The organism is Nocardia sp. CA-120079, from assembly GCF_050955745.1.
GTDB lineage: Bacteria > Actinomycetota > Actinomycetes > Mycobacteriales > Mycobacteriaceae > Nocardia.
Map to the genome: position 1 here is coordinate 6682571 of NZ_CP192088.1, position 14923 is coordinate 6697493.

14 protein-coding genes and 2 rRNA genes are annotated in these 14923 nt (G+C 63.4%); 6 read left to right on the forward strand and 10 right to left on the reverse strand.

Features of this window, described 5'->3' with window-relative positions:
• Nucleotides 1-56 precede the first annotated feature (56 nt).
• Both ACQPYR_RS30900 and ACQPYR_RS30905 read right to left on the reverse strand, forming a co-directional pair.
• Nucleotides 57-812 (reverse strand): TIGR02234 family membrane protein, encoded by a 756-nt coding sequence (locus ACQPYR_RS30900; protein ID WP_433622417.1) that lies wholly within the window; start codon nucleotides 810-812, stop codon nucleotides 57-59.
• Nucleotides 809-2359, reverse strand: a complete 1551-nt coding sequence (locus ACQPYR_RS30905; RefSeq protein ID WP_433622418.1) for an anthranilate synthase component I — start codon at nucleotides 2357-2359, stop codon at nucleotides 809-811. Before ACQPYR_RS30905 ends, ACQPYR_RS30900 begins: the two co-directional genes overlap by 4 nt.
• Before the next feature lie 160 nt (nucleotides 2360-2519).
• Between ACQPYR_RS30905 and ACQPYR_RS30910 the strand changes: the two genes are divergently transcribed.
• The 4 genes from ACQPYR_RS30910 (at nucleotide 2520) to ACQPYR_RS30925 (ending at nucleotide 4718) form a co-directional block, all read left to right on the forward strand.
• Entirely contained in the window at nucleotides 2520-2828 is a 309-nt protein-coding gene (locus ACQPYR_RS30910; RefSeq protein WP_433622419.1) for a hypothetical protein, read from the forward strand.
• 91 nt (nucleotides 2829-2919) lie between these two features.
• Nucleotides 2920-3384, forward strand: a complete 465-nt coding sequence (locus ACQPYR_RS30915; protein ID WP_433622420.1) for a peroxiredoxin — start codon at nucleotides 2920-2922, stop codon at nucleotides 3382-3384.
• 87 nt (nucleotides 3385-3471) lie between these two features.
• Complete coding sequence (locus tag ACQPYR_RS30920; protein WP_433622421.1) at nucleotides 3472-4044, forward strand: permease; 573 nt, start codon at nucleotides 3472-3474, stop codon at nucleotides 4042-4044.
• A gap of 221 nt (nucleotides 4045-4265) precedes the next feature.
• Entirely contained in the window at nucleotides 4266-4718 is a 453-nt protein-coding gene (locus ACQPYR_RS30925; protein ID WP_433622422.1) for a MarR family winged helix-turn-helix transcriptional regulator, read from the forward strand.
• A 10-nt stretch (nucleotides 4719-4728) separates the two neighbouring features.
• Here ACQPYR_RS30925 and hisI read toward each other — a convergent pair whose 3' ends face one another.
• The 5 genes from hisI to ACQPYR_RS30950 all read right to left on the reverse strand — a co-directional run bounded on the left by hisI (nucleotide 4729) and on the right by ACQPYR_RS30950 (nucleotide 8606).
• Nucleotides 4729-5073, reverse strand: a complete 345-nt coding sequence (hisI, locus tag ACQPYR_RS30930; RefSeq protein ID WP_062993581.1) for a phosphoribosyl-AMP cyclohydrolase — start codon at nucleotides 5071-5073, stop codon at nucleotides 4729-4731.
• A 605-nt stretch (nucleotides 5074-5678) separates the two neighbouring features.
• The gene (gene hisF / locus ACQPYR_RS30935; protein WP_433622423.1) at nucleotides 5679-6452 is read right to left on the reverse strand and encodes an imidazole glycerol phosphate synthase subunit HisF; all 774 of its coding nucleotides are present in this window, start codon (nucleotides 6450-6452) and stop codon (nucleotides 5679-5681) included.
• A gap of 84 nt (nucleotides 6453-6536) precedes the next feature.
• Nucleotides 6537-7352, reverse strand: coding sequence for an inositol monophosphatase family protein (locus tag ACQPYR_RS30940; RefSeq protein ID WP_433622424.1), 816 nt, complete (start codon nucleotides 7350-7352; stop codon nucleotides 6537-6539).
• 7 nt (nucleotides 7353-7359) lie between these two features.
• Nucleotides 7360-8091 (reverse strand): bifunctional 1-(5-phosphoribosyl)-5-((5-phosphoribosylamino)methylideneamino)imidazole-4-carboxamide isomerase/phosphoribosylanthranilate isomerase PriA, encoded by a 732-nt coding sequence (priA, locus tag ACQPYR_RS30945; protein WP_040688875.1) that lies wholly within the window; start codon nucleotides 8089-8091, stop codon nucleotides 7360-7362.
• A gap of 62 nt (nucleotides 8092-8153) precedes the next feature.
• Nucleotides 8154-8606, reverse strand: coding sequence for a MarR family winged helix-turn-helix transcriptional regulator (locus ACQPYR_RS30950; RefSeq protein WP_433622425.1), 453 nt, complete (start codon nucleotides 8604-8606; stop codon nucleotides 8154-8156).
• A 99-nt stretch (nucleotides 8607-8705) separates the two neighbouring features.
• Between ACQPYR_RS30950 and ACQPYR_RS30955 the strand changes: the two genes are divergently transcribed.
• Nucleotides 8706-9215, forward strand: a complete 510-nt coding sequence (locus ACQPYR_RS30955; RefSeq protein ID WP_433622426.1) for a nuclear transport factor 2 family protein — start codon at nucleotides 8706-8708, stop codon at nucleotides 9213-9215.
• Here ACQPYR_RS30955 and ACQPYR_RS30960 read toward each other — a convergent pair.
• The gene (locus tag ACQPYR_RS30960) at nucleotides 9212-9739 is read right to left on the reverse strand and encodes a hypothetical protein (protein WP_433622427.1); all 528 of its coding nucleotides are present in this window, start codon (nucleotides 9737-9739) and stop codon (nucleotides 9212-9214) included. The genes ACQPYR_RS30955 and ACQPYR_RS30960 overlap by 4 nt on opposite strands.
• Before the next feature lie 232 nt (nucleotides 9740-9971).
• Between ACQPYR_RS30960 and ACQPYR_RS30965 the strand changes: the two genes are divergently transcribed.
• Nucleotides 9972-11264, forward strand: a complete 1293-nt coding sequence (locus ACQPYR_RS30965; protein WP_433622428.1) for a DUF2786 domain-containing protein — start codon at nucleotides 9972-9974, stop codon at nucleotides 11262-11264.
• 87 nt (nucleotides 11265-11351) lie between these two features.
• Here ACQPYR_RS30965 and rrf read toward each other — a convergent pair.
• Nucleotides 11352-11468: ribosomal RNA gene (gene rrf, locus ACQPYR_RS30970) — 5S ribosomal RNA — on the reverse strand.
• 121 nt (nucleotides 11469-11589) lie between these two features.
• Nucleotides 11590-14724: ribosomal RNA gene (locus ACQPYR_RS30975) — 23S ribosomal RNA — on the reverse strand.
• Nucleotides 14725-14923: the final 199 nt, after the last annotated feature.

Below are 14923 nucleotides of genomic sequence, written 5' to 3' on the forward strand. Positions count from 1 at the left end.
ACAAAGAATAAATGGCTGCTTGTGGCGCAACTGCGCCGGGGTTTGTAGTCACCTGCTCAGACACCTCGATGTCTTTGTTTCCCCTGATCATGATCGGCGGAATCGTCGGTTGCCGAAGCGGGCCGACTCGCTTCCTCGGTCGGGTCGGTCCCCGCGTCCAACGCATCCCACAGCACTCGCTCGGAAAGCTGACCCGTATCGGGCGCCGCCCCGTCGGTGCGCTGACGCGTCACCTGTTCGGTGGCGGCAGCCCTGCGGAAGACCGGATTGTCGTACTTGCCGGACAGGCGGGCGGCGTCCTCGGACATACGGGCCAGCAGGACACCGGCCGCAAAGGCCGCCAGCGCTCCCAGCAGCGAAAGTACGGCCGGAAAGTGGGACGTGACCACCTCGGTGACCATTGCGCGGCCGGGCAGCTCCGCCAGGGTGGCGGCACGGGCTGCGGTCGCGCCGGATCTGGTCAGCAGGGCGAAGGCCGGAACGGCCGTCACCGCGGCGACCAAACCGATCAGGACGCCGAACATGCGCCGCAACCAACCGCGGGTCGCCAGCACCGCGGCGATGGCGGCCAGCAGTACCAGGGCCAGCGGAGTGAGCGCACCGAACCAGACACCGCCGTTCAGTTTGTCAGTGCGCGGTTCGGTCAGCCCGTCGGTGGACGAGACAGTCACCCACGTCATCCGGGACGAGCCCCACAGCGCCGCTGCGGCGACGGCGAGCAGGACGATCGCGCCGACCGGATATTTACGCTTCGCGGTCTGCGAATCCGCCGGGGCGGTCGGATCGGTATCGGCGGGTTCGGAATCGGTCATTCCGCGCCGCCGTCCGCAGGTGCGCTATACGCCCGAACGGTTTTCGCGGCCGCCACCGCTCGCAGCACCGCCATGGCCTTGTTGCGGGATTCGACGTCCTCGTAGTCCGGATCCGAATCCGCGACGATGCCCGCACCCGCCTGCACATAGGCGGTGCCGTCCTTCAGCAGTGCGGTGCGGATGGCGATCGCGGTATCCGCATCGCCCGCGAAGTCGAGATAACCGACAACACCGCCGTAGACGCCGCGCCGGGTGGGCTCGAGTTCCTCGATGAGTTCCATCGCGCGCACCTTCGGCGCACCGGACAGCGTGCCCGCGGGGAAGCAGGCGTTGACCGCGTCCAGCGCGATCTTGCCCGGCGCGAGGCGGCCCGAGACCGTCGAGACCAGATGCATGACATGGCTGTAGCGCTCGATGTGCCGATACTCGGTGACCCGCACCGTGCCCGGCTGGCAGACCCGGCCCAGATCGTTGCGGCCGAGGTCTACGAGCATCAGATGCTCGGCGTTCTCCTTCTCGTCGTCCAGCAGTCCCTTCTCCAGCAGCAGATCGTCCTCCTCGGTGGCGCCGCGCCACCGGGTGCCCGCGATCGGATGTGTCGTAGCCACGCCCTCTTTCACGGTCACCAGCGATTCCGGGCTGGAGCCGACGATGGAGAACGCCGTGCCGCCGTCGCCGTCCGGTATGTGGATCAGGTACATGTACGGGCTCGGATTGGAGGCGCGCAGCATCCGGTAGAGGTCCAAAGGCGCGCCGTCGTAATCCATTTCGAAACGCTGCGAGAGCACCACCTGGAAGGCCTCGCCCGCCTCGATCTCCTTGACCAAGCGGCGCACGCCCGCACCGAATTCTTCGGTGGTGCGGCGGCGGATGTACTCCGGGTCGGGTTGATCGAAGACCGACACCGTCGACTCCGAGGAGGCGGCCAGCGCGGCGGTCATCCGGTCCAGCCGGGCCACCGCATCGTCATAGGCCTCGTCGACCCGTTCGGCGGTGCCGTTCCAGTTGACCGCGTTGGCGATGAGCGTGATCGCGCCCTCGTGGTGATCGAAGGCCGCGAGATCGGTGGCGAGCATCAACACCATCTCGGGCAGCCGCAGATCGTCGGCGGCGAGGGTGGGCAGCCGCTCGATCCGGCGCACCGCGTCGTATCCGAGGTAGCCGACCATGCCGCCGGTCAGCGGGGGCAGGCCGGGCAGCCGCTCGGTCTGCAGCAACTGCAGCGTTTCGCGCAGCGCAACCAGCGGATCGCCACCGGAGGGCGCGTCCACGGGGGTGTGCCCGAGCCAGGCCGCTTCACCGTCGACAACCGTCAGCGCGGACGGGCTGCCCGCACCGATGAACGACCAGCGCGACCAGGACCGACCGGTCTCCGCGGACTCGAACAGGAAGGTACCGGCCCGATCGGCGGCCAACTTGCGGTACGCCGACAGCGGAGTCTCGGAGTCCGCCAGCACCTTTCGGGTCACGGGGACCACCCGGTGCTCCGCGGCCAGTTGGTGGAACTGTTCGCGGGTCGTGGTGGTGGGAGTGGACGCGCCAGGCATGTGTCCATCATCCCAGGCGGCACCGACAGCCTTGTCGGCGCGTCCCATCCTCCTGAACCGACTGTCCGGTTCTGACGTGCTGCGGGCGTTGGTGACAGCCGTCACTACACTCGCCCCGTTCGATCTCATACGCGGTATCCATTTCGGGAGGAGACAACTGATGTACCCCTCGCAACCTGGTGCGCCGGACGGGCGGCGTGCCGCCGGCTCCGGCCTGCCGGGTCAACCCTCGCGGATGGTCGGCCTGCATTCGATGGGCGGATCACCGAGTTCCAACCAAGTGAACGCCCTAGCTTCCTTCGTCACCTACGTGAAGGCGCTGGAAGCCCTGGACAAGCACCACTTTCCGGATGAATACGCCACCCACAGCGACCGGATCAGGGAACTCAGGCCGCTCCTGCGCGCGCACGGAATTCTCGATGTCATGGAGATCAAAAATCCCGAGGTCGCCGCTCTCATCGGCGCTTAGTCGCGATAAGAACCCGTCATTCCGGTCTCCGGCGTGACGGGAACCGAGCGCGGGGGCGGCAACCGACCTCGCGCCCGGTACTGTCCCCACTATGCAGACAGGTCAGCTCGCCCCCGAATTCGAGCTTCCCGATCAATCCGGCACCCCGCGTTCGCTCGATGCGCTGCTCGCGAACGGTCCGCTGGTGCTGTTCTTCTATCCCGCCGCGAATACGCCGATCTGCACGGCGGAGGCGTGCCACTTCCGCGATCTGTCCGCCGAATTCACGGCGCTGGGCGCATCGTGCGTCGGCATCAGCACCGACAGCGTCGACACTCAGGCCGGATTCGCCTCCAAACAGAACCTCGGATACCCGTTGCTATCGGATGCCGACGGCAAGGTCGCCTCGGCGTTCGGCGTGAAGCGCGGGCTGCTCGGCAAGCTCGCACCGGTCAAGCGGCAGACTTTCGTGATCGACCGGGATCGCAAGGTCGCCAAGGTGATCACCGGCGAGTTGCGCTCCGATGCGCACGCGGACGAGGCGCTGAAGTTCCTGCGCGAACGCGCTCTGCAGTAGCCCTGTTCGCGAACGCGCGGTAGCCACCGCGAAAAACGCCAAGTCTATCGCCGTTGATCTCCTAGTTGCCCGGCATACGCTGGGTTCATGACTTCGAGCGAGGTTCGGCCGGACGGGCAGAAATCCACGCTGGCCACGTGGCGCACCCGGATCATCGGCGCACTGGCGGTCATCGCCGTACTGATCATCGCCTACTTCATTCTGGCGGCGTTCATTCCACGCTGGTGGGCCCAGCGCATCGCCGAGCTGGTGAGCGGCAGTTTCAGCAAGGGCATCGGCTGGGGGCTGGTGTACGGCTTGCTCGGCACCGCCATCCCGCTGTTCCTGATGTTGTTCGCGGCATGGATCTGGAAGCGGCGAGCCGGGAAGTTCATCGCGGGTGCTGCCGCGTTGCTCGCGGTGATCGTCGCGATTCCGAATCTGATGACACTGTCGATCGTGCTCGGCGGGAGTAGTGCCGCCCATGCCGGCGAACGAATTCTGGACGTCGACGCGCCGGCCTTCCGCGGCGCGTCACTGGTGGGCGCCATTGTGGCGGTCGCGATTTTCCTCGCCGCATCTGCCCTGATCAGCCGTCGATGGTGGCGGCGCAGGCATCCCGGGAAGCAGGCGGCACCGACGCCGCCCGCCGCCACTCCGCAAACGCCGACGGTCACCTAGGACACCATCCAGCGCTGTGAGTGACCTCACGTCGCGGACCAAGTTCATGACGGTCGAGCGAAGTCGTGGCAAACTCATTCACGCGAGTGACCGTGAACATGCTTTTCGTTAATCGCTAGGTTCGCTAACAATAAGACGTCACTTGGCTCGAAAGAAGGCACCCAGTGACGAAGTGGCTCGACCCGGACGAACAACGAGCTTGGCGCGCGATCGTAGCGCTGATGACACGTCTACCAGGCGCTTTGGATACCCACCTGCAGCGCGAATCCGGGGTGACGCATTTCGAATACTGGGTGCTCACGCTGTTATCCGAGGAGCCCGGCCACCGGCTGCAGATGAGTGAGCTTGCCCACAAAGCAAATGCATCGCTATCGCGCCTGTCCCATGTGGTGTCGAAGCTGGAGCGAATGGGCTGGGCGCAACGGTCAGCAACCACCGGCCGCCGCGGCGTGCAGGCGGTGCTCACCGACGACGGCTATTCGAAGGTCGTCGAGGCCGCGCCCGGTTATCTGGATGCGGTGCGGCAGTTGGTATTCGATGGTCTCGACGCCGAACAGACCGCGCAACTCGCCGACCTCAGCGAACTGCTCGTCAGGCAGCTCGGCGACACTCTGAGCCAGTCCAATGGCAGGTCAGCGCCGGTCGAGGAGCGCGGCGAGCAGCCGAATTCCTAGCAGATCGGGCTCAGCTGTCGGCGAGCAGCAGGTCGGAGTCGAAGCAGGTGTGCGTGCCGGTGTGGCAGGCCGCGCCCTCTTGGTCGACGACGAGCAGAATGGTGTCGCCGTCGCAGTCGAGACGGACCTCGTGCACGTACTGGGTATGGCCGGAGGTTTCGCCCTTGACCCAGTACTGCTGGCGCGAACGCGAATAGTAGGTCGCCTTGCGGGTTTCCAGCGTGCGGGCCAGCGCCTCGTCGTCCATCCAGGCAACCATCAGCACATCGCCGGTGCCGCGCTCCTGCGCGACCGCGGCGACGAGTCCGGCGTCATTGCGCTTGAGCCGGGCGGCGATGGCGGGGTCGAGAGTCATATCACCGTTATACAGGGGGCTCCCGCCGGGACACATCGTGTAGTGCCGAAACACCATCCGCCGCGACAGTTCCTACTCCTCCGGCAGCGGAATCAGTTCGAGATGTTCGGCCACAGGCTTTTTGGCGCAGGCCGCCCTGCCGGTGACCAAATTCACCCCGCCCCGGTGGGCAACCAGCCATTTGCCACAGACACAACGCAGATAGCGAACCGAACCATGTGTCGACACCAGCATCGGCGATGACCAGGAGCATGCGGGACACGTGGCGGACATGGTCGCTAAGCCTGGGTAACTGTCGAGCAGATAGCAATCACCGCCCCGGCGTGGCGGACGAACTCTCCGAAGAAAATTCAAGCCGCGCGAGTGCGATTCAGCTCCCCCCGGATCTGCCGAGCACGCCGACAATCAGCCTCGGAGCCAAATCCATTTGGGCCACAACAACATCGGTGGAACCCTCGACCGCACCAGGCATCAGCGTTACGGCACTGAGGTTTTCGCCGCCGAATTCCACCGGAGGCTGCCGCATATCTACTGAGAACCTCGCAGAGACCTTGTGCGAGGCAGTCACTGGCTATGCGTCAGCTTCGTGTGCGCCCGGGCGCGGGCTAGCGCACGATGATTTGTTCGGCGCGCATGGCGGCTTTTACCTGGGGGATGGTGAGTTCGCCGAAGTGGAAGACGCTGGCGGCCAGGACTGCGTCTGCGCCGGCCTCGACGGCGGGGGCGAAGTGTTCGACGGCGCCCGCGCCGCCGCTGGCGATCACCGGTATCGAGACCGCTTCGCGGACGGCCTTGATCATGGGCAGGTCGAAGCCTGTCTTGGTGCCGTCGGCATCCATCGAGTTGAGCAGGATCTCGCCGACGCCGAGTTCGGCGCCGCGCACGGCCCATTCGATGGCGTCTATGCCGGTGCCGCGCTTGCCGCCGTGTGTGGTGACCTCCCAGCCGGACGGAGTGTCGGGCTGTCCGTCCGGAACGGTGCGGGCATCCACCGACAGCACAATGCACTGAGAGCCGAAGCGCTCCGACATTTCCCGCAAGACTTCGGGGCGCGCGATGGCGGCGGTATTCACCGATACCTTGTCCGCGCCCGCGCGCAGCAGCCGGTCGACATCCTCGACCGTGCGCACACCGCCGCCGACGGTGAGCGGGATGAAGATCTGCTCGGCCGTGCGGGTCACCACATCGATCATGGTGCCGCGGTCCCCGGTGGAGGCGGTGACGTCGAGGAAGGTCAGCTCGTCGGCGCCCTGCAGGTCGTAGGCGGCGGCGAGTTCGACGGGATCGCCCGCGTCACGCAGGTTTTCGAAGTTGACGCCCTTGACCACCCGGCCCGCGTCGACATCCAGGCACGGAATCACGCGTACCGCCAACGTCATCGGCTCACCCTTCTTCGAATCTTGCGGTGTTTACCCGCCCCGCAGGCTCCGCCGACTGCCAGCCCCTGTCCTTCGTACGCAGCCTCACGCATCGTCGGCGACCGTGCAAATCATTTCGAGCAGTTCCTCGTGCACCCCCGGCGCGGCGGCCAGCACCGAACCCGAGGTGATGGTCCACGGATCCCCCGCCAGATCGGTAACCACCCCGCCCGCCGCACGCACCATCGCAACGCCCGCGGCGTTGTCCCACGGATGGTGCCCGAAGACGATCGCGCCACCGAGCACGCCCGATGCGGTGAACGCGAGGTCGATGCCGGTGGAGCCGTGCATGCGCACCCGTGACGAAAGCCTGCTCAGCGGACCGAGCAGATCGAAACGGAACCGGCCGGGAATGCGTCCGGCCGAGTCCACATTGAACGCGCCGAAGCCGATCATCGCCTCGCCGAGCTTCCCGTGCGGCAGGCGTGGCAGCGGTTCGCCGTTGAGCAGCACCGGACCATCGACGGCCGCCGAATAGCGCTGGCCGAGCAGTGGCAGCCAGGTCAGCCCGAGCAGCGGCTCCCCTTCGTGCACCAGGGCCAGCAGCATGCCCGAAAGGGGATGTCCCGATGAGTAATTGAAGGTGCCGTCGATCGGATCCAGCACCCAAGCGGTCCCCGATGTGAGCTGCGGACCGCCGAATTCCTCACCGTGCACCTCGATTCCGGTGCGCTGCTCGAGCTGCGCGGAGATGGTGCGCTCCAACTCCAGGTCGAGTTCGGTCGCGAAGTCGTTGCGGCCCTTGGCCACCGCGCTGGGCGCGCCGACCCCCTCGATGAAACGGGGGCTCGCCGCGTCAAGGATTTCGCTGGCGACATCGAGCAGGGCCGGTAGTTCGGTATCGAGGCGGTTGGCGGTCATCGAATCGTCAGCGGACCGCGGCCAGCGCCTCGGGCAGCGTGAAGCGGCCCGCGTACAGCGCCTTACCGACGATCGAACCCTCGACACCCTCGGGCACCAGTTCGGCGATGGCGATCAGATCCTCGATGGTGGAAACGCCACCGGAGGCGATCACCGGCGCGTCGGTGGCGGCGCAGACCTCGCGCAGCAGATCCAGGTTGGGTCCGGTGAGGGTGCCGTCCTTGGTCACGTCGGTGACCACGTAGCGCGAGCAACCGTCACGCTCGAGGCGTTCGAGCACCTCCCACAGATCGCCGCCGTCGCTGACCCAGCCGCGACCGCGCAGCCGGTGTTCGCCATCGATGATCCGCACATCCAGGCCGACGGCGATGCGCTCTCCGTGCTTGGCGATGGCACGGGCACACCACTGCGGATCCTCCAGCGCGGCGGTACCGAGGTTCACCCGCGCACAGCCGGTACCCAGCGCGGCCTCCAGGGATTCGTCGTCGCGGATACCGCCGGACAACTCCACCTTGACATCGAGTTCGCCGACGACCTTGGCCAGCAGCTCACGATTGGAACCACGGCCGAATGCCGCGTCCAGATCGACCAGATGCACCCACTCCGCACCGGCTTCCTGCCAGGCGAGTGCCGCGTCGCGCGGGGAGCCGTAGTTGGTTTCGCTGCCGGCCTCCCCCTGAACCAGGCGCACGGCCTCTCCATTGGCGACATCGACAGCAGGTAGCAGCACAAGACTCACGGATGCAGTTTAGTTGCTCGCTCCGCGTGCCCTACCCCCGGCCTGCGGAAATAGGGGCGCGATCACCCTTGCACATGATCATCGAGGATCCGGGTGAGCAGCCGGACCAGTTCGCGGCGCTCGGCGGCGGAGAGAGCGGTGAGTAGATCGTCCTGGGCGGCTTCGATTCGCTGGTCCAGTTCGTCCAGGTGGCGGGTGCCCGCCTTGGTGATGGTGACGATATTGCGGCGGCGGTCGCTCGGATCCGGGGTGCGTTCGATCAGGCCGCGCTCGGCCAGATCGTTCAGTGCGGCGACGATATCGCTGCGGTCGATCCGGGTGCGACGGCCGAGATCGGCTTGGCTGGCCGGGCCTAACTCGCCGAGGGTGGCGAGCAGGGCGTAGTGGTAGCGGCGGGATCCGGTTGCTTCGAAGGCGCGTTCGGTCGCCCGGTTGGCGAGGATGGCCACCTGGTTCACCAGCCGGGTGGGCAGGGCGCGCAGCCTGCCCGGGGTGTCCTCGTGCGCGATCTCCATGAGAGCAATGTAGCAAGACTTGTTGGTGTAACCCACGATCTGTTATCGTTGGACTCGCCAACGTTGGATCGACCAACGTTTAGTTCGAAAGGTTCGACGATGAGCAAGATCCGCCGCTTCCTCCCCCTCCCCGCACTGCCGCTGGCGCTACTCACCGCCTGCACCACTGCCACCAGCGACGACACGCACCAACTCCGCGAACTGATGGACCGCGACGAAATCACCGGACTGGTCAACCAATTGGGCCGCGCCTTGGACGAGGGCCGCTTCGATGACTTCCGCACGATCTACACCGCCGACGCGACCGCGAAAACCCCCGGCGGCCGGGCCGAGGGGCGTGCTGCGCTCATCGCGCAAGCGAGCCGGAATCACTCCGACGACAAGCGCATTCAGCACTTCATCACCAATGTGATGATCGACCTGCACGGCGATGCGGCCGAGGTACGCGCGAATCTCATCGCCACCTTCGCGCCGGCCACGAGCGCCGTGTCGGAGCCGCAGTACACCCTCGGCGAGGTCTACCGCTTCGACGCGGTTCGTACGGCGCAGGGCTGGCGACTGTCGAGGGTGGAGACGACGCCACTGTGGTCCACAGGCACTCGCCCCTAAGCCGGCCGCTCGAACCGCGCGTCGACCGTGGCGAGAACCCGTGTGCGATAACAACTCAGCGTGGCGGCGACCGCAAATACCGCGGTCGCCAGCGCAGCCGCAATCCGAACCCACTCGCCTACCTGAAATTCGGTGGCCGCGCTCTCGATCTCGGCGAGACTGTGCCGGGAGCGTTCGTCGAACAGAATCGTCGCGCGGGGCCACAGGTACAGGATCGACAGCAAGAACTGGCCACTGACCAGAGAAATCATCGATGCGCCAACCCATCCTCGTGCGAGGCGATACCGTGCCGCTGCAGCACAGGCGACCAGCGCGCACACCGTCAACACTCCGCCGAGCGGGCGCATCACATCACCGACCGCGACCTCACTCATGAACTGCTGGGTCTGCGCCAGCGATTCGGGTACATCACGAAAGATATTGGGATACAACATGATCGTCTCGGTGAGGGCGGCCGCGAACGCGAAGCTCGCAACCGCGGCATAGCCCCCGATGACGGTCAACGGAACCGTGACGGACTTCATCGCGACCTCCTCGCCACAACCGTAGGCCCGCACTCCGGCTCGGCGGATCAGGACGCATCCCCCATATGGCCGGCCTCCAGCTCAGGGTGTACCCGGAGAGCCGCCGACTACCGGTGTTTCCCGCATCCGACGGCTTCCGACCGCGCCGTATCGGATGCACGTCATCCGCGGCATTTCCCGGCCTATACGGTTGTGGGCGAGTTGCCTCCGGATTATGTGAGGAGGATCGGTCGTGGGCAAGCAAAACCGTCGACGGCACTCGGGACGTGGCGCCGCCGAGGGCGCCGCATTCTGGTGTGCGCAGTCGAGTGGGCCGCAGGATTCCGAGCAGATCGCGAACGCGATCATGGCGACGGCAATGGCAGCCGCGCAGGGGAATGCCCGCGCCGCAGAGCAATTCGCGCAACAGCTCGTCGGGCGCGAGTCGCTGACGCTCGAACAGGCCGACGGCGCGCACCTGGCGGCACAGCACATCATCGGCCGAATCTTTCAATACGGTTGGCTGCCGGAAGACATCCACCAGGTCGCGCGGCGACGCGTGGACCAGTTCGCGATCGCGCTACTCATCGATGTCATGGCCGCCTACGTCCGGCCCAACGCGCCGGAATCAGTCGATGAGACCTGGCAGCTGCAGCTCGCCGCGCTGGGAGCCGACATCTGGTGGTCCGCATCAGAACCGCACCTCGATCAGTGGGCCGCAAGGCAATTACTGACTCCGGCAGAGGCGGTAACGACTGTGGTCGAGGCGCTTGCGATGCTGATCCGACTACCCGAGCTCGAACTGATCCGGCCCTTGCCCGGCACTGCACGACCGCAAGCGGCAGCGCACCACCACGGCGTCGACGTCAAGGTTCTGAGCCGAGTTCGCGGACTGCTCGCGAAGGCCGAGTCGACGTCATATCCCGAAGAGGCGGAAGCACTTTCGGCCAAGGCCCAGGAGCTGATGACCAAATACGCGCTCGATCGGGTACTCGTCGATGCGGACAACGCCGTGCCCGATCTGCCCGGCGCGTGCCGGATCTGGTTGGAAACCCCCTACGCCGACGCGAAAGCGCTGCTGGTCGATGTGGTCACAAAAGCCAACCGGTGCCGCGCGATCTACGCCTCGGCATTCGGCTTCATGACCGTCGTCGGCGACGAAGGCGACTTGGAGGCAGTCGAATTGCTGACGACCTCGCTGCTCGTTCAGGCCACCAGAGCGATGATCGCCAGCGGCAACGAGTCAAAGCGCAGCGCCGATGCCAGAAGCCGCGCATACCGCAAGTCCTTCCTCATCGCCTATGCAACGCGCATCGGTGAGCGACTCGAAGAAGCGAATGAGACGACGATTGCGGAATCCCCGGATCCGGCGCGTTTGCTTCCGGCGCTCCGCTCCCGCCAGCACAAAGTGGATGAGGCGTTCGACGCGCTGTTCCCCACTATCCGAGACCGCGGGATTTCCATCGGCAACGCCAATGGTTGGGCGGCCGGGCGTGCCGCAGCTGACAGCGCCCGGCTACAGGCTCGCCGCCCGATCAAGAAGTAGCTCACCCCGATGCACTGAAATACATTGCGGGGAGCTCTGATACGCAAAAAGGCCCCCAACTGGTGTTGGGGGCCTTTCGCAATGATGTTCCGGCGGTGTCCTACTCTCCCACACCCTGTCGAGTGCAGTACCATCGGCGCTGGTGGCCTTAGCTTCCGGGTTCGGAATGGGACCGGGCGTTTCCCCACCGCTATAGCCGCCGTAACTCTATGAAACTATCCACACACAACCCGACAACCAGCACAGGGAAACGAACCCCTTCTGTTGTCTGCTGCAGTGTCTGTGTGTTGTTTCAGATACCGCACAGTGGACGCGTAGCTTCTTCGTTGGTAAGTCCTCGGCCTATTAGTACCAGTCACCTACACCCGTTACCGGGCTTCCAGTTCTGGCCTATCAACCCCATGGTCTGTAGGGGGCCTTAACCACTCGAAGGTGGTGAGAAACCTCATCTTGGAACAGGCTTCCCGCTTAGATGCTTTCAGCGGTTATCCCTTCCGAACGTAGCTAACCAGCAGTGCCCTTGGCAGGACAACTGGCACACCAGAGGTTCGTCCGTCCCGGTCCTCTCGTACTAGGGACAGCCTTCCTCAAGTTTCTGACGCGCGCGGCGGATAGAGACCGAACTGTCTCACGACGTTCTAAACCCAGCTCGCGTGCCGCTTTAATGGGCGAACAGCCCAACCCTTGGGACCTACTCCAGCCCCAGGATGCGACGAGCCGACATCGAGGTGCCAAACCATCCCGTCGATATGGACTCTTGGGGAAGATCAGCCTGTTATCCCCGGGGTACCTTTTATCCGTTGAGCGACACCGCTTCCACTTGCCGGTGCCGGATCACTAGTCCCGACTTTCGTCCCTGCTCGAGCTGTCACTCTCACAGTCAAGCTCCCTTGTGCACTTGCACTCGACACCTGATTGCCAACCAGGCTGAGGGAACCTTTGGGCGCCTCCGTTACATTTTAGGAGGCAACCGCCCCAGTTAAACTACCCACCAGGCACTGTCCCTGAACCAGATCATGGCCCGAGGTTAGAGGTCCAATACGATCAGAGTGGTATTTCAACGACGACTCCACAAACACTGGCGTGCCCGCTTCACAGTCTCCCACCTATCCTACACAAACCGTACCGAACACCAATACCAAGCTATAGTGAAGGTCCCGGGGTCTTTTCGTCCTGCCGCGCGTAACGAGCATCTTTACTCGTAATGCAATTTCGCCGAGTCTGTGGTTGAGACAGCAGAGAAGTCGTTACGCCATTCGTGCAGGTCGGAACTTACCCGACAAGGAATTTCGCTACCTTAGGATGGTTATAGTTACCACCGCCGTTTACCGGGGCTTAAATTCTCAGCTTCGCCACCGAAGTAGCTAACCGGTCCTCTTAACCTTCCGGCACCGGGCAGGCGTCAGTCCGTATACATCGTCTTACGACTTCGCACGGACCTGTGTTTTTAGTAAACAGTCGCTTCTCTCTGGTCTCTGCGACCACACCCAGCTCAGGCTGCAAGAACCGTCACCAGACGTGGTCCCCCTTCTCCCGAAGTTACGGGGGCATTTTGCCGAGTTCCTTAACCACAGTTCTCTCGATCGCCTCAGTATTCTCTACCTGACCACCTGTGTCGGTTTGGGGTACGGGCCGTGTACCAACTCACTAGAGGCTTTTCTCGGCAGCATAGGATCACTGAATTCACCTCAATCGGCTACGCATCACCTCTCAGGCCATATGCAACACGGATTTACCTATGTCGCGCCCTACAGGCTTACACCAGTACAACCACTGACTGGCCCAGCTACCTTCCTGCGTCACCCCATCGCTTGACTACTACAGCCAGGATCGTATGCAGCCCCCTCCAGCTTCCCGAAGGAAGTCTCTTGGGTTTTGGATACTTAGCACAACTGATTCGCCATTGGGCGCGGATACACGGGTACGGGAATATCAACCCGTTGTCCATCGACTACGCCTGTCGGCCTCGCCTTAGGTCCCGACTCACCCTGGGCGGATTAACCTGGCCCAGGAACCCTTGGTCATTCGGCGGACGAGTTTCTCACTCGTCTTTCGCTACTCATGCCTGCATTCTCACTCCCACAGCCTCCACAACTAGCTCACACTGCTGCTTCCATGGCTGTAGGACGCTCCCCTACCCATCCACACCACTGCACCAAATCCCGTAGAACTCAGCGGATGTATTGTGTGAATGCCGCGGCTTCGGCGGTGTACTTGAGCCCCGCTACATTGTCGGCGCAGAATCACTTGACCAGTGAGCTATTACGCACTCTTTCAAGGATGGCTGCTTCTAAGCCAACCTCCTGGTTGTCTTCGCGACTCCACATCCTTTTCCACTTAGTACACGCTTAGGGGCCTTAGCCGGCGATCTGGGCTGTTTCCCTCTCGACTACGAAGCTTATCCCCCGCAGTCTCACTGCCACGCTCTCACACACCGGCATTCGGAGTTTGGCTGATTTCGGTAAGCTTGTAGGCCCCCTAGACCATCCAGTAGCTCTACCTCCGGCGTGAAACACGTGACGCTGCACCTAAATGCATTTCGGGGAGAACCAGCTATCACGGAGTTTGATTGGCCTTTCACCCCTACCCACAGCTCATCCCCTCAGTTTTCAACCTAAGTGGGTTCGGGCCTCCACGACGTCTTACCGTCGCTTCACCCTGGCCATGGGTAGATCACTCCGCTTCGGGTCTAGAACACGCGACTCAAAACGCCCTATTCGGACTCGCTTTCGCTACGGCTACCCCACACGGGTTAACCTCGCCACATGCCACTAACTCGCAGGCTCATTCTTCAAAAGGCACGCCATCACCCACAGTGACAAGTCACTCGCAGGCCCTGACGGATTGTAAGCGCACGGTTTCAGGTACTATTTCACTCCCCTCCCGGGGTACTTTTCACCTTTCCCTCACGGTACTAGTCCGCTATCGGTCACCAGGGAGTATTCAGGCTTACCGGGTGGTCCCGGCAGATTCACAGCAGATTTCACGGGCCCGCTGCTACTCGGGCACCCACTACAACAGAGCACGCGTTTTCACCTACCGGACTATCACCGTCTATGGCGGGCCGTTCCAGACCACTTCGACTAACACGCACTTTTCTGACTGTCGCTCGACTCGGCAGAATCGAGAAAGTGAGCCCCACTACCCCACACGGACAACAACTGCCGTCTATCACATCCGCATGGTTTAGCCTCATCCGCTTTCGCTCGCCACTACTCACGGAATCACTATTGTTTTCTCTTCCTGTGGGTACTGAGATGTTTCACTTCCCCACGTTCCCTCCACACACCCTATATATTCAGATGCGGGTAACACGACATCACTCGTGCTGGGTTTCCCCATTCGGAAATCCTCGGATCTCAGCTCGGTTGACAGCTCCCCGAGGCTTATCGCAGCCTCCTACGTCCTTCATCGGCTCCTGGTGCCAAGGCATCCACCGTACGCTCTTAAACACTTACAAACAAAGATGCTCGCGTCCACTGTGCAGTTCTCAAACAACACACCCCACCGAATCGGATTCCAGCACCAGCAGAAGACCTCTCAGCCTTCCCGGTATGAACAAGAGACCCGGCAAGATCGTTATTTTGCTCCGAAAGAAACACTCGCGTGTTCTCTCAGGACCCAACAGTGTGTCGATATATCACCGCGATCGAAGACTC